Annotated in this window: 24 protein-coding genes; 11 read left to right on the top strand and 13 right to left on the bottom strand. The window is 70.9% G+C overall.

Features of this window, described 5'->3' with window-relative positions:
* From AOK15_RS06215 to AOK15_RS06205, 3 genes are all read left to right on the top strand, one after another.
* Positions 1–1,401: FG-GAP repeat domain-containing protein (locus AOK15_RS06215; RefSeq protein ID WP_055513608.1), on the top strand; the 1,401-nt coding region annotated here is incomplete at its 5' end.
* Between the two features lie 97 nt (positions 1,402–1,498).
* Positions 1,499–2,044, top strand: coding sequence for an RNA polymerase sigma factor (locus tag AOK15_RS06210; protein ID WP_157870164.1), 546 nt, complete (start codon positions 1,499–1,501; stop codon positions 2,042–2,044).
* Complete coding sequence (locus AOK15_RS06205; protein ID WP_157870163.1) at positions 2,041–3,120, top strand: hypothetical protein; 1,080 nt, start codon at positions 2,041–2,043, stop codon at positions 3,118–3,120. The genes AOK15_RS06210 and AOK15_RS06205 overlap by 4 nt, the downstream gene beginning before the upstream one ends.
* 160 nt (positions 3,121–3,280) lie before the next feature.
* On the opposite strand, the gene sodN is transcribed toward AOK15_RS06205, so the two are convergent.
* Positions 3,281–3,676, bottom strand: coding sequence for a superoxide dismutase, Ni (gene sodN / locus AOK15_RS06200; protein WP_007491258.1), 396 nt, complete (start codon positions 3,674–3,676; stop codon positions 3,281–3,283).
* Positions 3,677–3,822: 146 nt separating this feature from the next.
* Between sodN and sodX the strand changes: the two genes are divergently transcribed.
* Positions 3,823–4,257 carry a nickel-type superoxide dismutase maturation protease gene (gene sodX, locus AOK15_RS06195; protein WP_055513602.1) on the top strand — a complete coding sequence of 145 codons (435 nt, stop codon included), beginning with the start codon at positions 3,823–3,825 and terminating at the stop codon, positions 4,255–4,257.
* On the opposite strand, the gene AOK15_RS06190 is transcribed toward sodX, so the two are convergent.
* A complete protein-coding gene (locus AOK15_RS06190; protein ID WP_055513600.1) occupies positions 4,161–4,790 on the bottom strand; it encodes a CGNR zinc finger domain-containing protein in 630 nt (209 codons plus the stop codon). The genes sodX and AOK15_RS06190 overlap by 97 nt on opposite strands.
* Positions 4,791–4,901: 111 nt before the next feature.
* On the opposite strand from AOK15_RS06190, the gene AOK15_RS06185 reads away from it, so the two are divergent.
* On the top strand, positions 4,902–5,684 hold the full coding sequence (locus AOK15_RS06185) for a class I SAM-dependent methyltransferase (protein ID WP_055513599.1): 783 nt from the start codon (positions 4,902–4,904) through the stop codon (positions 5,682–5,684).
* Between the two features lie 121 nt (positions 5,685–5,805).
* Here the strand turns inward: AOK15_RS06185 and AOK15_RS06180 are convergent, their stop codons facing one another.
* Genes AOK15_RS06180 through AOK15_RS06170 form a run of 3 tightly spaced genes read right to left on the bottom strand, consistent with a single transcriptional unit; the run spans position 5,806 to position 8,499 of the window.
* The gene (locus tag AOK15_RS06180) at positions 5,806–6,567 is read right to left on the bottom strand and encodes an amino acid ABC transporter ATP-binding protein (RefSeq protein WP_055513597.1); all 762 of its coding nucleotides are present in this window, start codon (positions 6,565–6,567) and stop codon (positions 5,806–5,808) included.
* Positions 6,564–7,499, bottom strand: coding sequence for an amino acid ABC transporter permease (locus AOK15_RS06175; protein ID WP_055513595.1), 936 nt, complete (start codon positions 7,497–7,499; stop codon positions 6,564–6,566). Before AOK15_RS06175 ends, AOK15_RS06180 begins: the two co-directional genes overlap by 4 nt.
* Before the next feature lie 31 nt (positions 7,500–7,530).
* Positions 7,531–8,499: an ABC transporter substrate-binding protein gene (locus tag AOK15_RS06170; protein ID WP_055513593.1), complete on the bottom strand. Its 969-nt coding sequence runs from the start codon at positions 8,497–8,499 to the stop codon at positions 7,531–7,533.
* Positions 8,500–9,107: 608 nt separating this feature from the next.
* Between AOK15_RS06170 and AOK15_RS06165 the strand changes: the two genes are divergently transcribed.
* From AOK15_RS06165 to AOK15_RS06150, 4 genes are all read left to right on the top strand, one after another.
* The gene (locus tag AOK15_RS06165; protein WP_055513592.1) at positions 9,108–10,358 is read left to right on the top strand and encodes an NAD(P)-dependent malic enzyme; all 1,251 of its coding nucleotides are present in this window, start codon (positions 9,108–9,110) and stop codon (positions 10,356–10,358) included.
* Between the two features lie 445 nt (positions 10,359–10,803).
* The gene (locus tag AOK15_RS06160; RefSeq protein WP_055513590.1) at positions 10,804–11,769 is read left to right on the top strand and encodes a zinc-binding dehydrogenase; all 966 of its coding nucleotides are present in this window, start codon (positions 10,804–10,806) and stop codon (positions 11,767–11,769) included.
* Between the two features lie 111 nt (positions 11,770–11,880).
* Positions 11,881–12,090, top strand: a complete 210-nt coding sequence (locus AOK15_RS06155; protein WP_055513588.1) for an RNA polymerase sigma factor sigma-70 region 4 domain-containing protein — start codon at positions 11,881–11,883, stop codon at positions 12,088–12,090.
* Positions 12,090–12,761, top strand: a complete 672-nt coding sequence (locus AOK15_RS06150) for a Clp protease N-terminal domain-containing protein (protein WP_055513586.1) — start codon at positions 12,090–12,092, stop codon at positions 12,759–12,761. Before AOK15_RS06155 ends, AOK15_RS06150 begins: the two co-directional genes overlap by 1 nt.
* Before the next feature lie 47 nt (positions 12,762–12,808).
* On the opposite strand, the gene AOK15_RS06145 is transcribed toward AOK15_RS06150, so the two are convergent.
* Complete coding sequence (locus tag AOK15_RS06145; RefSeq protein WP_055513584.1) at positions 12,809–14,035, bottom strand: PadR family transcriptional regulator; 1,227 nt, start codon at positions 14,033–14,035, stop codon at positions 12,809–12,811.
* Between the two features lies 1 nt (position 14,036).
* Positions 14,037–15,218, bottom strand: coding sequence for a DUF4097 family beta strand repeat-containing protein (locus AOK15_RS06140; protein WP_055513582.1), 1,182 nt, complete (start codon positions 15,216–15,218; stop codon positions 14,037–14,039).
* A gap of 266 nt (positions 15,219–15,484) precedes the next feature.
* On the opposite strand from AOK15_RS06140, the gene AOK15_RS06135 reads away from it, so the two are divergent.
* Positions 15,485–16,336, top strand: a complete 852-nt coding sequence (locus AOK15_RS06135; RefSeq protein ID WP_055513580.1) for a hypothetical protein — start codon at positions 15,485–15,487, stop codon at positions 16,334–16,336.
* 43 nt (positions 16,337–16,379) lie between these two features.
* Here AOK15_RS06135 and AOK15_RS06130 read toward each other — a convergent pair whose 3' ends face one another.
* The 6 genes from AOK15_RS06130 to AOK15_RS06105 all read right to left on the bottom strand — a co-directional run bounded on the left by AOK15_RS06130 (position 16,380) and on the right by AOK15_RS06105 (position 25,673).
* On the bottom strand, positions 16,380–16,559 hold the full coding sequence (locus tag AOK15_RS06130) for a DUF6104 family protein (RefSeq protein ID WP_003992906.1): 180 nt from the start codon (positions 16,557–16,559) through the stop codon (positions 16,380–16,382).
* A gap of 87 nt (positions 16,560–16,646) precedes the next feature.
* A complete protein-coding gene (locus AOK15_RS06125; RefSeq protein WP_055513614.1) occupies positions 16,647–20,426 on the bottom strand; it encodes a multifunctional oxoglutarate decarboxylase/oxoglutarate dehydrogenase thiamine pyrophosphate-binding subunit/dihydrolipoyllysine-residue succinyltransferase subunit in 3,780 nt (1,259 codons plus the stop codon).
* Positions 20,427–21,049: 623 nt separating this feature from the next.
* A complete protein-coding gene (locus AOK15_RS06120) occupies positions 21,050–22,192 on the bottom strand; it encodes a HAMP domain-containing sensor histidine kinase (protein WP_240508321.1) in 1,143 nt (380 codons plus the stop codon).
* 56 nt (positions 22,193–22,248) lie between these two features.
* Positions 22,249–22,986 (bottom strand): response regulator transcription factor, encoded by a 738-nt coding sequence (locus AOK15_RS06115; protein ID WP_055513578.1) that lies wholly within the window; start codon positions 22,984–22,986, stop codon positions 22,249–22,251.
* A 131-nt stretch (positions 22,987–23,117) separates the two neighbouring features.
* Positions 23,118–23,792, bottom strand: coding sequence for a spermine/spermidine synthase domain-containing protein (locus AOK15_RS06110; protein WP_055513576.1), 675 nt, complete (start codon positions 23,790–23,792; stop codon positions 23,118–23,120).
* A 102-nt stretch (positions 23,793–23,894) separates the two neighbouring features.
* Complete coding sequence (locus tag AOK15_RS06105) at positions 23,895–25,673, bottom strand: glycoside hydrolase family 3 N-terminal domain-containing protein (RefSeq protein WP_055513574.1); 1,779 nt, start codon at positions 25,671–25,673, stop codon at positions 23,895–23,897.
* 230 nt (positions 25,674–25,903) lie between these two features.
* Between AOK15_RS06105 and AOK15_RS06100 the strand changes: the two genes are divergently transcribed.
* Positions 25,904–26,363: TetR/AcrR family transcriptional regulator (locus AOK15_RS06100; RefSeq protein WP_107099349.1), on the top strand; the 460-nt coding region annotated here is incomplete at its 3' end.

Here is a 26,363-nt window from a genome sequence, read left to right as displayed (position 1 = left end):
TCCGCCCGGTCGACCCGGCGCATCCGGGTACTGGCCGCTGCCGCACTGGCCGCCGCGCTGCTGGCGACCGGCTGCGACTCCGCCCAGAGCCCGGAGGCCGACGCGAGCCGTACGGACGGGCGGTCCTCGTCCGGTGTCAGGGCCGAACGACCGCCCGCCGGGAAGCCCTCACGGCACCCCAGGCCGGAGGACCTCAACGGCGACGGCTACGACGACTTCGCCGCGGTGATCACCGGCGGCAGCCTGGTCGTGGTCTACGGCTCGGCGAAGGGACTTGATCCGCGCCGGCGCACCGTGGTCCCGGGGCCGCCCTCGGGGACCGCGTCCGATGAGACGCGGCTGCTGCGCACCGACCTGGACCACGACGGCTACACCGATCTCGTGCGTGCCCCGCGGACCGGCGAAACCACCGTGCTGTGGGGCGGTCCGCGCGGTGTGACCGATCCGCGGCCGCTCACCGGGGCGCCGACGGGCCCCACGGCCACCGGCGACTTCGACGGGGACGGCAACGCCGACCTGTTCCTCCCCGGCGGCGCCGACGGTCCCGAGGGCACCGTCTGGTTCGGCCCCGTCCGGCGCACAGGCGCACCCGCCCGCGTCCAGAAGTTCCGCAACGGCCGCCCGCCCGACTCGATTCCGGCGCGCTCCCTGGCCGGCGACTTCGACGGCGACCGGGCCACCGACCTCGTGCTCTGGTTCCACTGGACCGATCCTGAGAACGAAGGCGACGGTGAGGCGGGCGTCAACGGCCTTCAGTATCTGCGGGGCGGCCCGGGAGGGCTGAGGCTCGCCGAGCGCCGCGAGCCACCCGACCTCGGCCTGGAGGGGCAGGCGGGGGACGTGGACGGGGACGGCATCGACGACCTGTACTCGGCGGGCTTCTTCGCGTATCGGAAGCAACTGAGCGCCGGATACACGCTGAGCACCCGCTCCGGCCCCGAGACCGGGAAACGGGGCGGCATGACCATGGTCTCCCCGCCGGGTCTGAGGGACGCCCCGCAGTACGGCGGCATGGGCGGCACCGCCCTCGGTGACGTCACCGGTGACGGTCGGGCCGACCTCGTCACCTCCGCGACCGGAGTCAACGACAGCAACGGCGTCGTGTGGCTGGTCCCCGACCTCCGGGCGGCCACGGCGGACGCGGTCCGGGCGGTGACCCTGGACACCCCCGGTGTCCCCGGCAGCGACACCCCCGTCGAGGGCCGGGGCCCGACCCGTAACCGCATCACCGTCGTCGGCCCGCTCCTCGACACCGACGGCGACCGCCACCTGGACGTGGTGGTCGGCGCCCCCGGCTTCCTGGACGCCAAGAAGCGCGACCTGGACGCGTTCTGGGTACTGCGCGGCACCGACCGGGGAATGACCTACCAGCGACATTTCACAGCCACGGACATCCTCTGACGCCCACCGATCCCCCTGCCCGGTCCCCTCTCCTGTAACTCTCGCGCCGTGCCGGACACAAACAAGGTGGAGCCATCGCGCAGGGGGAGGGGCGGGTGTGAGCGGACCGATGGACGATCCCGGACGGTTCGAGGAGGTCTACCGGCGGACGTACGTGCCCGTGCTCAGGTTCCTGCGCAGGCGCCTGCCCCCGGCCGCCGCCGAGGACGCGGCGGCCGAGGTGTTCCTCGCGGCATGGCGGAACCGGCACGAACTGCGCGGAGGGGAACTGCCCTGGCTGTACGGCATCGCCCGCCGCGTCGCCGCCAACGCCGTACGCGCTCGGGACCGGGCCGACCGGCTCGACGACCGCATCCGCGCCGACCACGAGGCCGGGGCCGAACCGGCGGCCGAGGAGGAGGTCCTGCGGCGACTCGGCGCGTGGGGCGTGCTGGACCGGCTTCCGGAGCGGGAGCAGGAAGTGCTGCTCCTCGTGGCCTGGGACGGACTCGGCGTGCGCGACGCCGCCAGGGTCATGGGGTGCGGCGTCGGGGCCTTCAAGGTCCGTCTGCACCGTGCCCGTCGGCTGCTGGAGGCGGCGGTGGCCGCGGACGAGGCCCGGCTTCCGGACGACAGACTGCCAGTGGAGGGGAGGACGCGGTGACAGGGGATCTCAGGAGGGTGCGGGAGCTGATGCCTCCCGATCCGCAGGCCGACTTCGGGAAGGACGGCGCTCTCCCGGCCCGTGCCGAGCGGGAACTGGCGGCGCTCCTGGCCACCGACGCCCCGACTGCACACCGGGCACGAACGGGTCCGTCCCGCAGGCGGGTTCTGCTGGCCGGCGGTGTCGTGGCCACGGCCACCGCGGTCGCGGCCTCCGGTGAGCTGGGCCGATGGCTCGGGGCGGGCGGGGAGGCGCAGGCCCTGGTGACGCCGCCGGTACTGAAGCTGCGGACGATCGCGGGGACGTCGCCGCACGACGTGCTGGCCGAACTGGCGGAGAGGGTGCGCGGGCTCGCTCCCGACGCCGTGCGCGGCCCGTACCTGTACCTCAAGAGCTGGGGCTGGTGGCTGAACTCCGCCGGTGACGTGCCCGGCGGTGTCGCCAACGCCGCGGTGCCGACGGTGACCGAGCAGTGGATCAGGACGTCCGACGGGGCGGGCCGGGAGCGTCAGGCGTACGGCGAACCGTACTTCCCGAATCCGGACCAGGAACGGGACGCCCGCGCGGCGGGGCTGGTCGAGGGCGAGGGCGTCCGGGACGAGCGGCACGGTCCCGGCTACTTCGCGCCGGACTCCGACTGGCAGGCGCTGCTTCCCTTCTCGACCGACCCCGATCGGCTGCTCGCCCAGCTGAGGAAGGTCAACTGGGAGGGAGGGAGGCTGATCTGGGGCGTCTCGGCCATGCTGGACGCGGCAGGGCGGGCCTCGGGCGGCACGGTCGAGCCCGCGTTGCGCGCCGCCGCGCTCCAGGTCCTCGCGAGGCGGTCCGATGTGCAGGTGTCGAGGACCACCACCTGGCACGGACGGCGGGCCCTCGCGATCACACAGGAGAGCAGGCACCGGCAGGCCGTCTTCCGGGACTCGCTGCTCGTCGACCCGGCGACCGGCTACCCCGTCGGCGGCGAGGAGGCGCTGCTGGGCGACCCGTTGAGCCTGGGGATCGCCGTGCCCGGCACGGTCACGGTGAGCGAGACCCTGGCGCGGGGAACGGTGACGAACACCCGGAGCACGGTCTGAACGGCGCCGCACCCGACAGCAGTCGGCCCGCGGCCCCCGAACACGACCGCACCCGGACCGCCATGGACGCCGTGTTCGGCGTCCTGCGGACCGGGTGCGGACGGGTAGGCGACGGGACCCGCGAAACCGCGGGTCGGGCAGCCTGACAGCGGGCCCGGGATCAGGCCTTCTTGGTCTCCCAGAAGATCTTGTCGATCTGGGCGATGTAGTCGAGCGCCTTCTGGCCCGTCGCCGGGTCGGTCGAGCCCTTGGCGGCCGAGAGGGCCTTCAGGGCGTCGTTGACCAGCTGGTGCAGCTCCGGGTACTTCTCGAAGTGCGGGGGCTTGAAGTAGTCGCTCCACAGGACCGACACGTGGTGCTTCGCGAGCTCGGCGCGCTGCTCCTTGATGACGGTCGCGCGAGCCTGGAAGTGCGGGTCGTCGTTGGCGGCCATCTTCTCCTGCACGGCCTTCACCGACTCCGCCTCGATGCGGGCCTGGGCCGGGTCGTACACGCCGCAGGGCAGGTCGCAGTGCGCGCTGACCTTGACCTTGGGGGCAAACAGGCGGGAAAGCATGGAGCATTCCTTCCTCGTGATCGTCTTCTCAGGTGGGACATTACTCCCTGCCAGAGTGGTTTTCGCGAGTGCCCCCATGGGCTTAGGACAAAAGTCCGGGGTCAGACTGGGACTGGTGGACGATCGAACCGGGGAGGTGCCGAGGGATGCCGGAGCCGACGCAGGAGAGCGAGCGGGCGGGGGCCGTTCTGCCCTTGGGGGTGGCCGAGGTGACGGGACCGTCGATGGTGCCGACGCTGCGCCACGGTGACCGGCTGCTCGTCCACTACGGGGCGCGGCTGAGGATCGGTGACGTGGTCGTGCTGCGCCATCCCTTCCAGCAGGACCTCCTCGTCGTCAAGCGCGTCGCCGAGCGGCGGGACGGCGGCTGGTGGGTCCTCGCGGACAACGCGTACGCGGGCGGGGACAGCACGGACTACGGGACCGTCCCCGACGAACTCGTGCTCGGCAAGGTCCGGTTCCGCTACCGGCCCCGGCCGGGCGGTCAGCGTTCGCCGTTCGCGGTGGCCCGCTGGGCGTTCTCGGCGGCCCGGCCGGTGTTCTGCGACCGGTCCGCCTCCAGGCGCTTGCGGGCACGGTAGGCCGCCACGTTGGCGCGGGTCGCGCAGCGGTCCGAGCAGTAGCGCCGGGAACGGTTGGTGGAGGTGTCGAGGTAGGCGTTGCGGCACGGCGCCGCCTCGCACAGGCCGAGCCGGTCCACGCCGTACTCGGTGAGGTGGAAGGCGAGCCCCATCGCGGCGATCGCGGCATAGCCGGCCGTGGCGTTCGAGGGGTGGTCCGCCAGGTGCATGTGCCACAGCGGGCGGCCGTCGTCGTCCCGGAAGTCATGGCCGGAAATCTGCGGGCTCACCGGGAACTCCAGCAGCAGCGAGTTCAACAGGTCCACGGCGAGCGTCTCGTCGCCGCCGTCCGCCGCCTCGAAGACCGAGCGCAGCCGCGCCCGCACCGACCGGAACCGGGTGACGTCGGCGTCCGTCGCCCGCCGGGCCGCCGACCGGTTGACCCCGAAGAGGTCGCGGACGGCCTCCACCGAGGTGAGCGTGTCCTTGCCCCGGAGCGGTTCCTCGCTGTTCACGAGGCGTACGGCGTAATCCGAGTAATAGGCCAGTTCCACTTGTAGTCCTTACGGGGGCACTCTATCGTCGTGGTGCGGGTCAGGTAACAGCTGATCGTGCTTTCAGGGTATTACGACGGGCATCACGGCGTACCGCGAGAAGGGGCTCCCATGACGACGACCGCCGGCACCGGCAGCGGAACCTCGTACGGCACCGACTGGGGGGCCTGGCAGCGCAGCTGGGACCGGCAGCAGGAGTGGTACATGCCGGACCGCGAGGAGCGGTTCCGGGTCATGCTCGACATGGTCGGGGCCCTCGTCGGCCCCGAGCCCCGCGTCCTCGACCTCGCCTGCGGTACGGGATCCATCACGTCCCGGCTGTTCGCGCGGTTCCCCCAGGCCGTCAGCACCGGCGTCGACCTCGACCCCGCGCTGCTCACCATCGCCGAGGGCACCTTCGAGGGCGACCGCCGCGTCACCTTCGTCACCGCCGACCTCACCGACCCCGAGTGGCCCACCCAGCTGCCGTACGACGCGTACGACGCCGTGCTGACGGCCACAGCCCTGCACTGGCTGCACAGCGAACCCCTCGCCGCCCTCTACGGTCAGGTCGCGGAGCTCGTCCGCGACGGCGGTGTCTTCATGAACGCGGACCACATGATCGACGAGACCACGCCCCGGATCAACGCGGCGGAGCGCGCCCACCGCCACGCCGGTATGGATCAAGCCAAGGCGAACGGTGTCGTCGACTGGGCCGAATGGTGGCAGCTCGCCGCCCAGGACCCGGTCCTCGCCGCGCCGACGGCACGCCGCTTCGAGATCTACGGCGAGCACGCCGACGGTGACATGCCCTCCCCGGCGTGGCACGCCCGCGTCCTGCGCGAGAAGGGCTTCGCGGAGGCCCGCCCCGTCTGGTGCTCGCCCTCCGACACCTTGCTGCTCGCCGTGAAGTAGGCCCGCTGAGGCGGCTTGCGCACCGGAAGGCCCCCGGAGCGGTTTCCGCACGGGAAGGGGCGGTACGGGAAATCCGTACCGCCCCTTCGCACGCAACCGTGTCCGGCTCGGTGCCTGCCGGCTACAGCACCTTGGACAGGAACGACTGGGTGCGCTCCTCCTGCGGGTTCGTGAGCACGTCACGCGGGTTGCCGGACTCGACCACCACGCCGCCGTCCATGAAGACCAGGCTGTCGCCGACCTCGCGGGCGAAGCCCATCTCGTGGGTGACGACGACCATGGTCATGCCGGACTCGGCGAGGTCGCGCATGACGTCGAGGACGTCACCGACCAGCTCCGGGTCGAGCGCCGAGGTCGGCTCGTCGAACAGCATCAGCTTCGGCTCCATCGCCAGCGCCCGGGCGATCGCCACGCGCTGCTGCTGTCCGCCGGAGAGCTGCGAGGGGTAGTTGCCCGCCTTGTCGCCGAGGCCGACCTTCTCCAGCAGCTCCCGGGCGCGCTCGCGGGCCTGCGCCTTGCTGACGCCCTTGACCTGGACCGGCGCCTCCATGACGTTCTCGGCGGCGGTCATGTGCGGGAACAGGTTGAACCGCTGGAACACCATGCCGATGTCCCGGCGCTTCAGCGCGACCTCGCTGTCCTTGAGCTCGTACAGCTTGTCGCCCTTCTGGCGGTAGCCGACCAGCTCGCCGTCGACGTACAGACGGCCGCCGTTGATCTTCTCGAGGTGGTTGATACACCTCAGGAACGTCGACTTGCCGGAGCCGGACGGGCCGATGAGACAGAACACCTCACCCGTCTGCACCTCCAGGTCGATGCCCTTGAGGACCTGCACGGGGCCGAAGGACTTGTGGATGCCCTCGGCCTTCACCATGGCGGTCATGCCGAGACTCCCTTCGGGCGGCGCGCGGGCAGCATGCCCTTGAAGCGCTGGATCGGGGTCGGCGGGAGGGACCGGGTCGAGCCCTTCGCGTAGTACCGCTCCAGGTAGTACTGGCCGACGCTGAAGATGCTGGTCAGGATCAGGTACCAGGCGGAGGCGAGGAAGAACATCTCCACGACGGAACCCGCTCGCTGCCCGATGTCTTGGGCCACCTTGAACAGATCCATGTACCCCACCGCCGAGACCAGCGAGGTCGTCTTGAGCATGTTGATGACCTCGTTGCCCGTGGGCGGCACGATCACGCGCATCGCCTGCGGGATGACGATCCGGCGCAGCGTCTTCGCGTGGCTCATGCCGAGGGCGTGCGACGCCTCGGTCTGACCTTCGTCGACCGACAGCAGACCGGCGCGGCAGATCTCCGCCATGTACGCGGCTTCGTTGAGGCCAAGGCCGAGCAGCGCCGTCAGGAGCGGCGTCATGAAGACCGACCAGTAGTCCTTGTAGATCGGTCCGAGGTTGATGTACGTGAAGACGATGCCCAGGTTGAACCAGACGAAGAGCTGGACCAGGACCGGCGTGCCGCGGAAGAACCAGATGTAGAACCAGGCGATCGACGATGTCACCGGGTTCTTCGACAGGCGCATCACGGCGAGCAGGATGCCGCCCACGATGCCGATCAGCATGGACACGATGGTGAGCAGGAGCGTGTTCAGCAGACCTTCGATGACGCGGCCGTTGAAGAAGTACTCGGGGACCGCGCCCCAGTTGATGTTGCCCTGTGCGAAGGCGTAGATGATCGAGCCGAGGAGGCCGAGCGCGATGGCCGCGGACACATAGCGCCCCGGGTGCCGGACCGGGATGGCCTTGATGGCCTCCGGACCGGCGGGGGGCGTGTCGGCAGGACCGTCCGTCTTGTTGACGTCAACAGTCACGGGTGGAGCCTTTCAGTACCGAGACGGAGGATCAGGAGCCGCCGTTGACCTTGGCCTCGGTGATGGCGCCGTCCTCGACGCCCCACTTCTTGATGATCTTCTCGTACTCGCCGTTGGCGATGATCGCCTGGATGGCGGCCTGCAGGGCGTCCCGCAGCTTGGTGTTGTCCTTGGCGACCGCGATGCCGTACGGGCCGGCCTCGACCTGGTCGCCGACGATCTCGAAGTACTTGCCGCCGCCGGAGGTCTTCACCGAGTAGGCGGCGACCGGGTAGTCGGCGGAGACGACGTCCGCGCCCTTGGCGCGCATCCGGGTCTCGGCCTCCGGGTTGGTGGCGAAGTCCTGGATCTTGAGGGTGCCCTTGCCGTCGTCCTTGCACTTCTTCGCCTGGTCCTTGGCGAGGTCGTGCGAGAACGTGTTGCGCTGTACGGCGATCGTCTTGCCGCAGAGGTCGTCCCAGGTCTTGATGCCCTGGTCATCGCCCTTGTTGGTGTAGAGGGAGACACCCGCGGTGAAGTAGTCGACGAAGTCCACGCCGGCGCCGACCTTCTTGCCGGTCTCGGAGTCGATGCCTTCCTGACGGTCCTTGGTGTCGGTCATGGCCGACATGGCCACGTCGTACCGCTTGGCCGCCAGGCCGCCGATGAGGGTGTCGAAGGTGCCGTTCTCGAACTTGAACTCGACGCCGAGCTGCTTGCCCATCGCGGCGGCGATGTCGGGGTCGATGCCGACGACCTTGCCCGCGTCGTCCTTGTACTCCACCGGCGCGTACGCGATGTCCGAGCCGACGCGAATGACACCCTTGCTGCGGATCTCCGAGGGAAGCTTGTCGGCCAGCGGGGCCGAACCTGCCTTGGTGCTGCCCGAGTCGTTGCCGTTGCCGTCCTTGGTCTGGTCACCGCAGCCGGTGAGCAGCAGGGCGCCCGCGACCGCGATCGCTCCGACCGCGGCTGTCCGGGAGCGCAGGCCGGTCGTACGACTGGTGGTGCTTGCGGTCATGGTGGGTTCCTCCGGCGGGATGGGTGGAGTTGCCGATGGGTCGATGGGTGACACGCTTCTTCGAGTGTCGCGACCTCGTGTGATTACGGCATCTTGCCATTCGGGCATGTGCATTCAGATGACCCGCTATGTCAAAATCGGATAACGGGTGACCCCCGAATGACCTACGAACCGCTGTGGACCGTGCGATCAGGCCGGATCTTGTGCGGAATTTTTCTCTTCCGGCCGGAAGATCTTCGGTGCATCTCAGGATGCGGTCGGCCGCGAACCCCGCATGCGCGGCGGTCCGGGACCTGTCATGGATTATCCGACTTGTCCCGCCATTCGTCGACGAGTCGCGGCGCCCCGATTGGGCCGCAAATGACCTTCGAGTTGTGACCTTCAAGGTATGAACGGGTCTGGACTCGTCGTCGACACCGTCCGTCCGGTAAGAAGGTTCCTTACACCCCTCATCCGGGGCCCAGGGCGCGTGTGCGGCGCGCCCGTCGCGTCTGAGTCCACACGCGTCGCCGTACGTACCGGTTGACCTGGGCCTTACGCGGTGCCCGCCCGCTCCCGAACCGGGAGCGGTCACCCTCAAACCTTGAAGACTTAAGGGGTAAACAAAAGTGGCAGCGGAGATTGTCAATCCTCGCACCGAGAGCAGCGACGGCAGTACGGGCCAGGAAGGCAACGGGGAGCCCCTCAATTCCCTGGGCGCCCCCGACTCCTTCGACCCCGCTTTCGCGCTGCACCGCGGCGGCAAGATGGCCGTGCAGAGCACGGTGCCGATCCGTGACAAGGACGACCTGTCCCTCGCTTACACGCCGGGCGTCGCGCGGGTGTGCACCGCCATCGCCGAGCGTCCCGAGCTGGTCGACGACTACACCTGGAAGTCCTCCGTCGTCGCCGTCGTGACGGACGGTACGGCCGTCCTCGGCCTCGGCGACATCGGCCCCGAGGCCTCCCTCCCCGTGATGGAGGGCAAGGCGATCCTGTTCAAGCAGTTCGGCGGTGTCGACGCGGTGCCGATCGCGCTCGCCTGCACGGGCGTCGACGAGATCGTCGAGACCGTCGTCCGGCTCGCCCCGTCCTTCGGCGGCGTGAACCTGGAGGACATCTCGGCGCCCCGCTGCTTCGAGATCGAGAAGCGGCTCCAGGAGCGCCTGGACATCCCGGTCTTCCACGACGACCAGCACGGTACGGCGGTCGTGACGCTGGCGGCCCTGCGGAACGCCGCGCGGCTCAGCGGGCGGGAGATCGGTCAGCTCCGGGCGGTCATCTCGGGTGCCGGCGCGGCCGGTGTGGCCATCGCGAAGATGCTGGTCGAGGCGGGCATCGGTGACGTCGCCCTGGCCGACCGCAAGGGCATCATCTCCGCGGGCCGCGAGGACCTCACCGACGTCAAGCGCGAGGTGGCCGGGTTCACCAACAAGGCCGGGATCGCGGGCTCCCTGGAGGACGCCCTCGCCGGCGCCGACGTCTTCATCGGCGTCTCCGGCGGCACGGTCGCGGAGGAGGCGGTGGCCTCGATGGCGGAGGGCGCGTTCGTCTTCGCCATGGCCAACCCCAACCCCGAGGTGCACCCGGATGTCGCCCACAAGTACGCGGCGGTCGTCGCGACCGGGCGCTCCGACTACCCCAACCAGATCAACAACGTCCTCGCCTTCCCCGGCATCTTCGCCGGGGCGCTCCAGGTGCGGGCGTCGCGGATCACCGAGGGGATGAAGATCGCGGCGGCGGAGGCGCTGGCGTCGGTCGTGGGTGACGACCTCGCCGCGGACTATGTCATCCCGTCCCCGTTCGACGAGCGGGTCGCTCCCGCGGTGACGGCGGCGGTGGCCGCGGCCGCGCGGGCGGAAGGCGTCGCTCGCCGCTGAGGCGAGTGCGAGTTCGTTTGGCGGCCCTGTCCCTGTGTGTGTGGGGGCGGGGCCGCCTTTCTGCTGGGGGGCGGATTTAGGTGCCTAGTGGCTCGGGGGGTGCGGGTTCTTCGGCGGGTGCGGGTGATTCGTGGTTTCTCGCGCCGTTCCCCGCGCCCCTGAAAAGCTGCCGGGGCTGCGTCCCGTGCTTTTCGACGGCGGCAGCCCGCTGAAAGGCCGGGCCGTCAGACCCGCGCCTTCAGCGGGAGGCCGGGCCGCAGGCCCGTCCCCTCCAGGAGCGTGGGGCCGTGACATCTGCGGCTGCGCCGCGTGGGCGCGACCAGCCCCCACCCACCCACGGATACCCGGGGGCTTCGCCGGGCGCAGCCCTCGCAGCCCTGCGCGGGACGCGTGTCACAGCGTTGTCCGGTTCCATCGGGTGCGGCGTACACCTATGGTCAGGCCCATGTTCGCTGCCTACGCCGCCCGTATCGACCGTGACAACCCGCTCAACGGACTGGAGTTGGGCGACCGCCCGGCCCCGGAGTCCAGGCCCGGCTGGACCACCGTCAAGGTGAAGGCCGCCTCGCTGAACCACCACGACCTGTGGTCCCTGCGCGGTGTCGGCCTCGCCGAGGACAAGCTGCCCATGATCCTCGGCTGTGACGCCGTCGGTGTCGACGAGGACGGCAACGAGGTCGTCCTGCACTCGGTGATCGGCCAGAGCGGCCACGGCGTCGGCCCCAAGGAGCCCCGCTCGATCCTCACCGAGCGCTACCAGGGCACCTTCGCCGAACTGGTCACCGTCCCCACCTGGAACGTCCTCCCCAAGCCCGCGGAGCTCTCCTTCGCGGAGGCCGCCTGCCTGCCCACCGCCTGGCTGACGGCCTACCGGATGCTGTTCACCAACGCCGGCGTCCGTCCGGGTGACTCCGTGCTCGTCCAGGGTGCGGGCGGTGGTGTCGCCACCGCCGCGATCGTGCTCGGCAAGGCGGCCGGCCTGCGGGTCTTCGCCACCAGCCGGGACGAGGCGAAGCGCAAGCGGGCCCTGGAACTCGGCGCGGTCGAGGCGCTGGAGTCGGGCGCCCGGCTGCCGCAGCGCGTCGACGCGGTCATCGAGACCGTCGGCGCCGCCACCTGGTCCCACTCCGTCAAGTCGCTCCGCCCCGGCGGCACGCTCGTCATCTCCGGTGCCACCAGCGGCGACCGCCCCTCCCACGCCGAACTCACCCGCATCTTCTTCCTCGAACTGAAGGTCGTCGGCTCCACCATGGGCACCAAGGACGAGCTGGAGGACCTCCTGTCGTTCTGCGCCGCGACGGGCGTCCGCCCCGTCATCGACGAGGTGCTTCCCCTCGACCGTGCCCGCGAGGGCTTCGAACGCCTGGAGTCCGGCGACCTCTTCGGCAAGATCGTGCTCACCACCCCCTGACGGCTCGCCCCTGCTGAGCGAGCGACACCACGGCCGGCCCGGCTCCTCGGGCCGGCCTTCGTCATGTCAACCAACGTTGACAATGGGTCCGTGTCAACGTAAGTTGACGACATGACCGAAGCAACGGATCTTGCCGAGCGGGCCGGTGACCGCGACCCCCGGATCGGGTTGCGGGCCGTCGCCGCGCTGCGTCGGCTGCTGGAGCAACTGGAGTCGGTGCAGGTGCGCAGTGCGCGCAATCAGGGCTGGTCGTGGCAGGAGATCGCCACGGAACTCGGTGTGAGCAGGCAGGCCGTGCACAAGAAGTACGGGAGGCATTGATGTTCGAACGGTTCACGAAGGACGCCCGTGCCGTGGTCCTCGCCGCGGTCGACCACGCGGAACGCTCCAGCGCCGACAAGGTGACCGAGGAGCACCTGCTGCTCGCCCTGCTGGACCGTCGCGCCAGCCGTGCCTCGTTCGCGCTCGCCTCGCTGGGTCTGGCCGACCACAAGGGCTCCGTCGAACAGGGGTTTGCTGACGCCCGTCGGCGGGGCGGCCTCACCCGCGCCGACGCGGACGCCCTGTCCGACCTCGGTATCGACCTCGCACGGATCGTCTCCCGCGTCGAGGAAGCGCATGGCACGGGGGCGTTGGAGCCGGGGCGGCGCCGGCAGGGGAGGGGCGGCGATCACGGCGAGGGCGGCTGCGTCGGTGACGGCGACGGCAGCGGAGGCGAAGGGTTGGGCCGCAAGGGTGGTGGGCGCGGCGGCTGGAGCGGGCGCGCTCGTCGCGCGCGTCACCGGCCCTTCACCCGCGACGCCAAGGACGTCCTCACCCGCTCCCTCCGTGTCGCCCAGTCCCACAGCGACCGTCACATCGGCGACGAGCACCTGCTGCTCGCCCTCACCACCCGCCCCGGAGTCCCCGCCGAGGTCCTCGCCGACCACGGAGTGACCTACGAGTCCTTGGAGCGCGTGCTGTACGGGGCGGGGGAGGCCAGGGCGAGCTGACCGCGGGGAGAGGCCCCACCGTGCGGTGTGGGCCCCTCGTACCGCCGTTACCCCTTGGCGGCCCGCAGTGCCGCTCCGATGCGGGCCGCCGCCGTCGACAGGTGACGGCGGGCGTCGCGGAGCTGGTCCTCCGTCACCCCGTGGTCGCGGGCCGCGTCGCGGATGTCGTCGCGGAAACGGTCCAGGAGCCGGTCGAGATCGCGGGCCGGGTCGCCCGTGGGAGCCTCATGCACCCAGGAGGGTTCATAGGCGCCCGGGAAGTCCTCCGGTGTGGTCGAGTAGTCCGGCTCCCAGGCGCCGGAGCCGCCCTTCGCCCCGCCCACGTCCTCGCCCACGTCCTCGCCCACGCCGGCCCACGTGCCCGTGCCGGCCTCCGCCTCCGTCGTCCTGCCGGGCCCGCCGGGCGCCGTACCGGGCCCCGTGGCCGCGCCGGTGCCCGGGCCCGAGCCGGTCGCCCCCGCCGAGTCCGGGCCGGACCCCGCGCCCGGGCGTCCGAAGCCGAGGTCCTTGCCGAACTCCTTTCCGAAGTCCTTCCCGAACTCGCCGAACTCCTTGGCCAGTTCCGTCAGCCCCTCGCGGACCCCGGTCGGCCAGTCGCCGCGGGAGAAGTGGTCCTGGACATGGTCCTGGACCCGCTTGGCGATGCGCTGGAGCTCCTCCTGGGCCTGGGTGCGTGCCCGCTCCTGCGCCTCCTTGGCCTGGCGGCGGGCCCGCTGGGCCTCCTCGCGGGCGCGGCGGCTCTCGTCCTTGGCGCGCCGGGCCTGCTCCTTCCACTCCTGCTTGACGCGGCGCATCTCCTCCTTCGCCGCGCGCCATGCCTCCTTGTCGGCCTGCTCCCCGAACTCCCCGAGCGGCCCCTGCTCCCCGCTGCCGGCCCCCGGTGCCCGGCGTGCCGCGGAGGCCGCCGCCCGCATCTCGCGGCGCAGGTCGCCCGCCGCGCCCCGTACATCGGCCCGGATCTCGGCGGCCAGCTCCGCCACCGACTCGCGGATCTCCAGCTCCAGGTCGGCCAGTTCTCCGCTGCGGTCGGCCAGTTCGGCACGGCCCGCGTCGGTGATCGCGTACACCTTCCGGCCGCCCTCGGTGGTGTGGGTGACCAGGCCTTCCGCCTCCAGCTTGGCGAGGCGGGGGTAGACGGTGCCGGCGGAGGGCGCGTACAGGCCCTGGAAGCGTTCCTCCAGCAGTCGGATGACCTCGTAGCCGTGGCGCGGCGCCTCGTCCAGCAGCTTCAGCAGATACAACCGCAGGCGTCCGTGGGCGAAGACGGGAGGCATGTCAGAGCACCTTCTTGTCGGTCGTGCTGGGGCTCGTGCCGTCGGCGGGGCCGTCGGACGAGGAGCCGGTGGTGCCGTCGGGGACCGGGTGGCCCGTGAGGGGGTCGGACGGCTCGGCGGCGGCATCGGCAGTCGCATTGTCGGTCACGGCGTCGGACGGCTCGGTCGGCGGGGTGTCCGGCACGGACCTGTCGGCGGTCGCGCCACCGTCCACCGGGATGTCGGTACCGTCTCCTGCCGGCCCTTCGGCACCGACGTCCACCGGTCCCTCGGCTCGGGCACCGTCGCCCACCGTCCCGTCGCCCCCGGCTCCGGCCGTCCCGAAGGCGCCGCCCCCCTTGCCGGTGCTCTCGCCCTCGTCCCAGGGGTCGTCCTCCGCCGGGGGCCGGCGCAGCAGCGCGATGGAGCCGGAGATGGTCGTGGCCTTCAGGCGGCCGTTGCCCCGGCCGAGGCGGCCGGTGATCTTGTGGGCACCCCAGGGGCCGCTGACGCGGAGGTCCTCGAAGGCGTTGGAGATGGTGCCGCTGGCGGTGTTGGCCTCGATCTCGGCGTCTGCGGGGTGGGGGAGGCGGATGGCGATCTCACCGGAGACGCTGGTGAGGCCGACCTCGGTCGGGCCGCCCACCGGGTCGAGGTCGAGGATGATCGAGCCGCTCACCGAGTCGGCCTTGAGGGTCGGGCAGGACCCCTCGATGACGGTGAGGTCACCGGAGACGGAGCTCAGGCGGAGATCCCCGGTGAGGGCCTGCGCCTCCACGTTCCCGGAGACCGTCGTCGCCCGGACCGGTCCCGACAGGCCGACCAGGGTGGTGTCGCCGGAGATGCCCTTCACCTCCGTCCGCCCGTCCATCCCCGAGATGACGGCCGTGGCGCCGACCGCGCCCACCTCGACGCGGGTGCCCGCCGGGACGGCGAGGGAGACCAGCGCGGTGCGGCGCCAGCCCTTGCGGTCGAGCCATTTCAGGAAGCCCTTCCACGGCAGGTCCTCGTACGCCACGGTCAGTGTGCCGTCCTTCTGTGTCACCGTCAGGGGTGGGCCCTCCAGGTCCGACACCTCCAGACGGGCGGAACTCTCGTCGGTGCCCACGACGTTCACCGTTCCGTTGACGACGCGCACCTGGAGCGCCGTCACCGGTTCGTCGAATGTGAGCTTCCGTGGCTCGGTGACGGACCACTCGGACATGTGCTGACCCCCAATGACAAGCCGACCTCATGACGGACCGGCCTCAGGAGAGACCGACCGTCACGACGGGCCGACCGTCACGCGGACCGACCTCGCGACAGACGGACCTCATGGCAGACCGACCCCATGGCAGACCGAACTGGACTGTGCAACGCGCCATATCGCGTCTCACGTCATTCACGATATATCGCGCTCGGTGGAAGTCAAGACACCCGTTCTGGTGATCCCGCAGTATGAACCTGGGTAAATCGCCCTAGCGTGGGGTCATGTCGACGGAAAGCACACCGGGATCCCCGCGCCCCCGACCCACGCCCGCGGCCGGCGCGCTGCTGCTCTGCCGCGCGGACCGGGAAACCGTCGCCCCTGTCGCGCAGCTCCTCGGGGAGCGAATGCTGCTCACCTCGGCCGGCCCCGAGTGGAGCGCCCTCGTGCCCGAGGGAAAGCCCTGGCTGCAGGGAGGGGAGCCTGTCGACCGGGTGCTGACCGGATGGGCCACCGCGCTCGCCGTCGGCGCTCCCTGGCCCGTCCTGGCCCTGTGGTGGGACGCGGACCGCGGCGGCTACACCCTGGCCGCGGGTTTCCGCCGCACCGTCGGCTACGTATGGCTCGCGAACGGCACCCCGGTCGGCGAGGACGAGGCGATGCGCACGTTCGCCGTGCGGCTGGGCCTGGACCCGGTCCTCGACGCGCAGCCTCTCCACGACCTCACCAGGGCGGACCCGTCGGCGGACGCCCGTGCCCGGCTGCTGGGCCTGCTCGCGGTCCTGGCCCGGGCGGGTATGGCCCTCCCGGCCGGTCTCACTCCTGGTGAACCCGCGGACCGTCTCCGGGAGGTCGCCCGCGTCCAGCCCGACGTCCAGCGCATCGAATGGACCGGCTGGCGCGGAGCGGTCCGTATGGAGCTCGACGCGCTCGAACGCGGCCGTCTCGGCCCCTGGCTGCCCTGGGCGGGCACGTCACGGGCCCGCGCGCTCGCCACCGCGCAGCTCCTCGCGGGCCTGCCCCTCACGGCCTGGGGCCTGCGCCGCCGCAGCGGTGGCTGGACCGCGGCGGGCGCCCTCCTGGTCGCCCACGGCGGCCTCGGCCTGATGTACGACCTCTCACGCCCCCGCGACTGACCCCGCCGCGCCGCTGTCCCTTCGCGGCGACCGACCGGGGAACCTACTCGTCGTCCTCGTCGTCCAGGCGCGCCAGCCAGGTCGCCAGCCGCTCGACCGGCACCTCGAAGTCCGGGTTCAGGTCCACGAAGGTCCGCAGCTGCTCGGCGAGCCACTCGAAGGTGACCTCCTCCTCGCCGCGCCGCTTCTCCAGTTCCTCGATGCCACGGTCCGTGAAGTACATGGGTCAAGGATAAGTGCGGGAAAACGGCCGGGCCGCACCCCTCGGAAGGGGTGCGGCCCGGCCGCGTACGGATGCCGTCGAGGGTGCTTACGCCTCGAACACCTCACGCACGAGCTGCTCCTGCTCCGCCTGGTGCCGCTTGGCCGACCCCACGGCGGGGGACGAGCCGTGCGGGCGGGAGATGCGGCGCAGACGCTCGCCGTGCGGGACGTCCGCGCCGACCGCCAGGTCCAGGTGGTCGATCAGGTTGAGGGCGATGAAGGGCCACGCGCCCTGGTTCGCCGGCTCCTCCTGCGCCCACAGGTACTTCTCGGCGTTCGGGTACTTCTTGATCTCCGCCTGGACCTCGGCACCCGGCAGCGGGTAGAGGCGCTCGAGGCGGATGATCGCCGTCTCGGCGGCCGAGGGGTCCGTGGCGCCGCGCTTCTGCCGCTCGGCCTCCAGGTCGTAGTAGACCTTGCCGGCGCAGAACACGACCTTCTTGACGGCGGCCGGGTCGACCGAGTCGTCGCCGATGACCGGGCGGAACTCGCCCGTCGTGAACTCCTCCGCCTTCGACGCGGCGGCCTTCAGGCGCAGCATCGACTTCGGGGTGAAGACCACCAGCGGCTTGTGGTGCGGGTTGTGCACCTGCCACCGCAGGAGGTGGAAGTAGTTCGACGGGAGGGTCGGCATGGCAACCGTCATGTTGTTCTGCGCGCAGAGCTGGAGGAACCGCTCGGGGCGGGCCGAGGAGTGGTCCGGGCCCTGGCCCTCGTAGCCGTGCGGGAGGAGCAGGACGACGCCGGAGGTCTGGCTCCACTTCTGCTCCGCCGACGAGATGAACTCGTCCACGACCGTCTGGGCGCCGTTGACGAAGTCGCCGAACTGGGCCTCCCACAGCACCAGGGACTCGGGGCGGGCCAGCGAGTAGCCGTACTCGAAGCCCATCGCCGCGTACTCGGAAAGCAGGGAGTTGTAGACGTTCAGCCGCGCCTGGTCCTCGGAGAGGTACATCAGCGGCGTGAACTCCTCGCCCGTCTCACGGTCGATGATCACCGCGTGACGCTGGCCGAAGGTACCGCGCTGCGAGTCCTGGCCGGCGAGGCGGACCGGGGTGCCCTCCAGCAGGAGGGAGCCGATGGCGAGGGTCTCGCCCATGCCCCAGTCGATCGTGCCGTCCTCGACCATCGACGCCCGGCGCTGCAGCTGGGGCAGCAGCCGCGGGTGGGCGGTGATGTGGTCGGGGACGTTGACCTGGGACTCGGCGATGCGCTTGACGGTCTCCGCGGTGATCGCGGTGCTCACCGCGACGGGGAAGCCGTCCTGCGGGGCCTCGGCCGTGGCGGACGTGGCCGGCTGCGAGATGGCCTCGCGGACCTCCGTGAAGACCTTCTCCAGCTGGCCCTGGAAGTCCTGCAGCGCCTGCTCGGCCTCTTCCAGGGTGATGTCGCCGCGACCGATGAGGGACTCGGTGTAGAGCTTGCGCACCGAGCGCTTCTTGTCGATCAGGTCGTACATCAGCGGCTGGGTGAAGGCCGGGTTGTCGGTCTCGTTGTGACCGCGGCGGCGGTAGCAGATGAGGTCGATCACCACGTCCTTGTTGAACGCCTGGCGGAACTCGAAGGCCAGGCGCGCCACGCGGACACAGGCCTCGGGGTCGTCGCCGTTCACGTGGAAGATCGGGGCCTCGATCATGCGGGCCACGTCGGTGGCGTACATCGAGGAGCGGGACGACTCCGGGGCGGCCGTGAAGCCGACCTGGTTGTTGATGACCACGTGGACCGTGCCGCCGGTGCGGTAGCCGCGCAGCTGCGACATGTTCAGGGTCTCGGCCACCACGCCCTGGCCCGCGAAGGCCGCGTCGCCGTGCAGGGCGACCGGCAGGACGGTGAAGTCCGTGCCGCCCTTGTTGATGATGTCCTGCTTGGCGCGGGCGACGCCCTCCAGGACCGGGTCCACGGCCTCCAGGTGCGAGGGGTTCGCGACCAGGCTGACCTTGATCTGCTCGCCGTCGAGGCCCGTGAAGGTCCCCTCGGCGCCCAGGTGGTACTTCACGTCGCCGGAGCCGTGCATCGACTTCGGGTCGAGGTTGCCCTCGAACTCGCGGAAGATCTGCGCGTACGACTTGCCGACGATGTTCGCCAGGACGTTCAGCCGGCCGCGGTGGGCCATGCCGATGACGACCTCGTCGAGACGGGACTCCGCCGCCGAGTCGATGACCGCGTCGAGCAGCGGGATGACGGTCTCGCCACCCTCCAGCGAGAACCGCTTCTGGCCGACGTACTTCGTCTGCAGGAAGGTCTCGAATGCCTCCGCCGCGTTCAGCCGACGCAGGATGCGCAGCTGCTCCTCGCGCTCCGGCTTGGTGTGCGGGCGCTCGATGCGGTCCTGGATCCACTTGCGCTGCTTGGGGTCCTGGATGTGCATGAACTCGATGCCGGTGGTGCGGCAGTACGAGTCGCGCAGGACGCCGAGGATGTCGCGGAGCTTCATCAGGGACTTGCCCGAGAAGCCGCCGACCGCGAACTCGCGCTCCAGGTCCCACAGGGTGAGCCCGTGCTCGGTGATGTCCAGGTCGGGGTGCTTGCGCTGGCGGTACTCCAGCGGGTCGGTGTCGGCCATGACGTGGCCGCGGACCCGGTAGGAGTGGATCAGCTCGAAGACCCGGGCGGCCTTGGTGACGTCGTCGTCGTGGCTGGCGTCGATGTCCTTGAGCCAGCGGACCGGCTCGTAGGGGATGCGCAGGGCCTCGAAGATGTCGTCGTAGAACCCGCCCTCGCCGAGCAGGTAGTTGGCGACGATCCGCAGGAACTCGCCGGAGGCGGCGCCCTGGATGACCCGGTGGTCGTACGTCGAGGTCAGCGTCATGACCTTGGAGATGCCCAGCTTGTTCAGGGTGTCCTGGGACGTGCCCTGGAACTCGGCCGGGTAGTCCATGGAGCCGACGCCCATGATCACGGACTGGCCGGGCATCAGACGCGGCACGGAGTGGACGGTGCCGAGGCCGCCGGGGTTGGTCAGGGAGACCGTGACACCGGTGAAGTCGTCCATGGTCAGCTTGCCGTCACGGGCGCGGCGGACGATGTCCTCGTAGGCCTGCCAGAACTCGAAGAAGTTCAGCGTCTCGGCCTTCTTGATGCCCGCGACGACCAGCTGGCGGTCGCCGTTGGGCTTCACCAGGTCGATGGCGAGGCCGAAGTTGACGTGCGGCGGCTTGACGAGGGTGGGCTTCCCGTCCTTCTCCGCGTAGTGCCAGTTCATCGACGGCATCGCCTTGATGGCCTGCACCATCGCGTAGCCGATCAGGTGCGTGAAGGAGATCTTCCCGCCCCGGGCGCGCTTCAGGTGGTTGTTGATGACGATGCGGTTGTCGAACAGCAGCTTCACCGGGACGGCGCGCACGGACGTGGCCGTGGGCAGCTCCAGGGAGGCGTTCATGTTCTTCGCGACCGCGGCGGCGGGGCCGCGCAGCGTGATCAGCTCCGGGCCCTCGGCGGGAGCGGCCGGCGCGGCCTGCTTCGCGGGGGCGGCGGCCGGCTTCGCCGGCGCGGCAGCCGCGGGCTTCGCGGCGGCCGGGGCCGGGGCAGCGGCGGCGGGCTTCGGGGCCGCCGGTGCGGGCGCGGCCGGAGCCGCGGGAGCGGCCTGGGCCGGCGCGGCGGGTGCCGCGGCCGCGGTGCTCACCGGAGCCGAGGCGGCAGGTGCGCCCGGCTTGTAGTCGGCGAAGAAGTCCCACCAGGCTCGGTCTACCGAATTCGGGTCCTGGAGGTACTGCTGATAGATCTCGTCGACGAGCCACTCGTTCGGACCGAAGGCCGCGGCGGGGTTCTTACCCGCTTGGTCTGCGTCGGTCGAGATGCTCGAGTTACTGGGGGACTGTGGCGACACGGCGGCAACCGCCCTCTTCCGCTTCACAAGGTGATGGACAGCGGGAATAAAGGCTACGCCTCCGTGGCCGGGAAGGTCAGGTCGAGCCCCGTCATCGTCGCGTAAGTCACATCGGAATGCGTGTTTCGGGGCTGGAAATGGCGGGAAACAAGCGAGGTTCCGGTCCGGAATGGGTGTGGTGAGCACAGATCGGGCATGCGTCGGGCGGGGCCTGCGGCGATGAACGCGCGACCGACCGGCTGAACGCACCTGATCACACGTGTCCGTCGATGCGGACCGACCGTGGATCTTGTGGCTCCGGTTCGAACTTTACGTCAACTTGGCAGAGATGTAAGCCCTGGGAGGGTGAGCGAAATCTGGCACAGGGGGAGGGGATTCGGCCACGGGTGGGTGGGTACCGGCTTCGGTGCTGCCGCCCCGGGCCCCGCGCTCCCGGGGGTGATCGGTGCGTGGGTGTCCTGCGGGTGCGCTGCGGCTTGTCGCGCAGTTCCCCGCGCCCCTGAAAGGCGCCGGGCGCGCCCCCCGCCGCCCAGAGGCGCAGGGTGCGCGAGCGACCACGGCGTCGCGGCAGCCGGACGACGACCGGAGCACGCGAACCACGCGAACCCTGCCGCGGCGGAGCCCTACGGCTGGGGTGAGCGTGCGGGGGGTACTCCCGGCAGGGCCACCTGGATGCGGCAGCCCTTGGGGGACTCGGCGACCCCGATACGGCCGCCGTGCAGGTCGACGGCCCAGCGGGCGATGGCCAGGCCGAGGCCGGTGCCGCCGTCGCTGCCGGGGCCGTGCGGTCGGCTCACCGCACCGCGGTTGAAGCGTTCGAAGACGCGGTGCCACTCGGACTCCGGGATGCCGGGGCCCTCGTCCAGCACTTCGAGGGTCAGCGACTCCGGTGTGGACCCGCGGCGGGCCTTGACGGTGACTCGGCCGTGCGGGGGGCTGTGCTTGACCGCGTTGTCGATGAGGTTGGCGACCACCTGGTGGATGCGCTCGGGGTCGGCGTGCGCCGTCAGCTCCGGGGGGTGGACGTCGAGATGGAGGTGGACGTCCTTGCGGGTGTGGCTGCCGGAACCGGAGGCCATGCCCCCACGCGCGCCGGCCACCATCTGGGTCTCCTTGAGGACCCCGGAGAGATACGGCCACACCTCGAAACGGCGCTTGCGGAGCGGGACGACGCCGTGGTCGAGACGGGAGAGGTCCAGCAGTGTCTCGACCAGCCGGCCCAGCCGCTCCGTCTGCTTCAGCGCCGTACGCATCGTCTCGGGGTCTGCGGTCGCGATGCCGTCCACGATGTTCTCCAGCACCGCCCTGAGGCCCGCGATGGGCGTGCGGAGCTCGTGGGAGACGTTCGCCACGAGCTCCTTGCGCTGCCTGTCCTGGGCCTCCAGCTCGTCGGCCATCAGGTTGATCGTGTGGGCCAGGTCGCCCAGCTCGTCCCGGCGGTTCTCGCTGACCCGCCGGGTGTAGTCGCCGCGCGAGATGGACCGGGCGACCGCGTTCATCTCGTCCAGGGGAGCGGTGAGCGAATGCGCCACGAACTGCGTAATCAACAGTGTGGCGATCATCGAGAACACCGTGATGAAGCGCAGCTCCGTCTTGGTGTGCACGGCGATCATCGACAGACCCGTGGTGATCAGGACGGAGACGACGACGAGCGTGCCCAGTTTCGTCTTGATCGAGAAGGGACGCAGACCGCTCAGCGGCCCCGCGACCCTCCGTGACCGTGCGTCACCGAGGCTCCCCGGCCGTGGGTCACCGACTCCGCTCATATCGCCACCAGTCCCCTGTGCCTACGCGAGTACGAGGCGCGTCGTGCGGACGCGGCTCAGGGGGTCGGGGTCTCCAGGGCGTACCCGACACCGTGCACCGTGCGGATCCGCTCCGCGCCGATCTTCCGCCGCAGCGCCTTGATGTGGCTGTCGACGGTGCGCGTCCCGGACGCGTCCGCCCAGTCCCAGACCTCGGCGAGCAGCTGTTCGCGCGAGAGTACGGCACGCGGCGTGTTCGCGAGACATACGAGCAGGTCGAACTCGGTGGGGGTGAGGTGAACGTCCTCGCTGCGCACCCGGACACGGCGCTGCGCGTGGTCGATCTCCAGCTCGCCGAGGCGCAGGATGCCCGAGCGCGGGGTGGTGGCGGCCAGCGCGGCCCGCTCCACGCGGCGCAGCAGCACATGGACGCGCGCGGCGAGTTCACGCATGGAGAACGGCTTGGTCATGTAGTCGTCGGCGCCGACGCCGAGCCCGACCAGCATGTCCGTCTCGTCGTCCCGCGCGGTGAGCATCAGCACGGGGACGGGCCGCTGGGCCTGGACGCGCCTGCACACCTCCAGGCCGTCGAAGCCGGGCAGCATGATGTCGAGGATCAGCAGGTCGGGCTGCCATGCCTCCGCCGTGTCCACGGCCGCCGGGCCGTCGGACGCGGTCTGTACGACGAAACCCTCGGCGCGCAGGCGGGCCGCGATGGCGTCGACGATCGTCGGGTCGTCCTCGACCACGAGCACCCGGCGCTGTGCGCCCGGGGTCGCGGTCGTGCCGTTGTGGGAGGTGTGTGTCTGCTCCATCGCCCGCCCCTGAGTTGCTTTCCGGAATCCGTGGGGTGATCCCTTGACTACGCATGGCTGCGCATGACTGCGATTGACGCTTGAATGATCGGCGCCAGGCAAGCAGGGTACGGGCAGTCACCACGCCAGGGCTATCCAGGTCGGACCGCGAGGTGCACCACGTCCGGAACTCCTCGGGCAACGGGGATCTCTTCGGTACGCACCCGATGGAACCCGGCATTCCCCAAGGTTTCCTCGAATTCCGGGGAAGGCTGTGCCGACCACACGGCCAGCACCCCGCCGGGGTTCAACGCCCTTGCGCAGCTTGCCAATCCGGCCGGTGAGTACAGGTTTTCGTTGCTGTCGGAGACGGTCCAGTCGGGCCCGTTGTCGATGTCCAGGCAGAGCGCGTCGAACGTGGCGCAAGTCTCATTGACGTACTCGACGAGATCGGCTTCCACGATCTCCGTCCGCGGGTCGGCGAGCGCCTCCGCGGACAGTTCGGCGAGGGGCCCCGCGCGGTGCCAGTCGATGACGGCCGGCTCGCGTTCCACGACGGTGATCGCGCCCCAACTCGGGTTCGCGGCGGCGTGTGCGAGCGAGAAGCCCACGCCCAGCCCGCCGATGAGCACACTCGGCTGAAAACGCCCGGTCAGCGCGTCGAGGGCGGCGTCGACCAGCAGTCGCTCCGAGCGCCCGTCGGAGGTGTCCATCAGGAAGCACCCGTTGGCGATGATCTGCAACAGCTCCCCGTGCCGCCGCAGGACTACCTCGCCGTAGGGGCCCTCGCGCCGGTCGATGACTTCGGGGACGTCGATGGTGGTCATCCCTCCATCTTTGCGCGTCCCGTGCGCGAGGGCGGCTGAATTACGACCGCCCCGGCGGGGCTTGACGTGCTCGGAGCGTCCGCCGGTCGCGACGGGGCGTGTTCAGATCTCCAGGCCGTGCCCGTACGGGAAGAGGGGGGTCCCGGTGGTGTTCGGCACGTCCGGCGCGGACTTCTCCATCGCGGCGGTAGGGCAGCGGAGTTCGAAGGGGAGCCGCCCCTCGGCCCGTGCCCGGCCGAAGGCCACGTCGAGCAACGCCGTGTCGGACGCACCGTAGTCGGCGACGAGCGCGGCGGCCCTCGACGCGATCTCCGGGAGCACGGCGGGCCGTTCCAGGGTGACGCAGACCAGGGTGGGCACGGCGTCCAGCAGCGCGAGGATCTCCCGCAGGCGCTCCTCGCCGGATGCCGGGGATGCCGGGGATGCCGGGGATGCCGAGGACCGCCCGGGGTGGAACGGCTCGGCGTGGTCCGGCCGTTCCCCGTGCGGTGTGCGCAGCCGCAGTACGGCGACATCCGCGTGGGCCGGATCGGCGACGACGTTGCCGTACAGGGACGCCGTCTGCGCGCCCACGCCGTCGACGTACAGGTTCGGGCGGTCGGTGAGGGGCAGCAGGGAGTGGTTGGTGAGGATCGTGAGGGAGCGGCGCTGGGCGGTGGCGCCGAGGGCGGTGAACTCGGCGGCGCCCACGGTCTCCTCGGCCCGGTCCGGGTCGACGTAGCGCCTCTCGAAGAGTCCGAGCCGGAACTTCTCGCGCAGCAACCTGCGTACCGAGGCGTCGACGCGCTCCTCGGAGATCCGGCCCGACCCCACCAGTTCCACGACGACTTCGGGGCACCCCTCGCCGCCGAACTGGTCGGCGCCCGCGTCCAGGGCCCTCGCCACGCGCTCCGCGAGGGAGAGGTGGTCGGCGCCCCGTTCCCCGTGCGGCCCGTCCGGGATCGCGGGGCCGGTGAGCAGGCCGGGGGCGGTGCAGACGATGCCGTCGAAGCCGGGGCGTTCGGGGAGCGGGCCGGTCGGGGTGTCACGGCCGAAGTCGAAGCCGGGGTCGAAGTCGAAGCCGGGGTCGAAGCCGACGACGTCGAAGTCCGCGCCGGTCGACTCCCCGTCCCCGTGCCCATGCCCGGTCCCGGTCAGGGGCGGCCGGGCGGGGTGCGGCATCAGTCGTGTGCATCCGGCGTCGGCGGCCGCCTCGGCCGGCGCGAGGGGGCGGTCGCCACCGGTGACGTGCGTGAACATGGCGGCGACGGAGCGCGGACCGAGGCGCGGGCCCTGGAGACCGCGCACGTACGCCCGGACGAGTTCGCCCGTCAGTTCGGTGGACGAGCCGAAAGTGCCGCAGAGGTCGGCCCCACCGTGCCCGGTGGCGAGGTCGTGACCGGCGCGGACCGCCGGATGGACGGCGACCCGGAGACCCACCGCCAGATACTCGCGCCGGACGGTGTCGCCGAACCGCTCCACCAGCTCCGCGTCGCCGATCGCGGCCAGGCCCGCCGGCTCGGGCCAGGCGGAGAACGTGCCGGCGGCGAAGGACGCGCCCCGCTGGTCGGCGCACGAGTGGCGCGGGGCGGTGGAGAGGGTGACCGGGATGCCGAGCCGGGTGTCCGCGGCGAGTGCCTGGAGCCGGTTGACCCATTCCGCCGTCTCCCGCACGCCGTACCGGCCCACGAGGTGCACGTGCGTCAGGTGACCGTCCGTCACCAGCGCGGTGGTGCCGTGCGGAAGGGGGCCGCCCCCTTCGTTGAGCGTGCCGTCCTCGTTCATCGTGAGCGGGGTGTGGAAGAGCTGGCCGGCCTTCTCCGCGAGCGTCATCCGGGACAGCAGGTCCTCCACCCGTTCCTCGACGGGAAGGTTCGGGTCGCGGTAGTCGGGCGTGGGCATCCGGCAGTCCTTGTACGTGGGGTACGGAGGTGCGTGGGTGTGGCGATGCGTGGGGGCGGCGGGGCACAGGCCCGTTCAGGGAAGCAGCAAAACCGAGTGGGTACTAGGTTTTGGTCACGTGGCCAGAATCACCCGGCGAACCGCTTGATCGACAAGGAGATTGACTCGTGTAACCGGCGGTTCGCGCCGCCGCCCGGCGAGGCCGCGGGGTGCGGGCTAGGGTGGCGGGCATGGCGCGGAACCGGACGCCCGAGGGGTCTGCCGACGAACCCGGCAGACGGACGCCGCCCGCCGCCCGGACGGCCCGCGGCTCGTACGCCGTCGGCGACGAACGGCGGCAGCGGATCCTCGACACGGCCGTCGACCACTTCGCCCGAGGGGGCTTCCACGCCGCCTCCCTCGCTCGCATCGCCAAGGACGCCGGCATCACTCAGGGCGGCCTGCTGCACCACTTCCCCTCCAAGGAGGACCTCCTCCTCCATGTGCTGGAACGCGCGGACGCGGCCGACCGGGAAGGATTCCTCGCGCACGAGTTCGAGTCGGCGGCGGAGATGTTCTCGATGCTCGTGCGGCTCGCCGAGCACGACAGCGCGCGGGTGGAGCAGACGCGCATGTTCAACGTCCTTGCGGCGGAGGCGGGCGACCCCGGACATCCCGCCCACGTGTACTTCGCCCGCCGGTACGCCGGGC

Source organism: Streptomyces ossamyceticus (assembly GCF_001418475.1).
Classification (GTDB): domain Bacteria; phylum Actinomycetota; class Actinomycetes; order Streptomycetales; family Streptomycetaceae; genus Streptomyces; species Streptomyces ossamyceticus.
The sequence above is the reverse complement of the archived record's forward strand: the minus strand, read 5'-3'. Positions and strand labels throughout refer to the sequence as shown.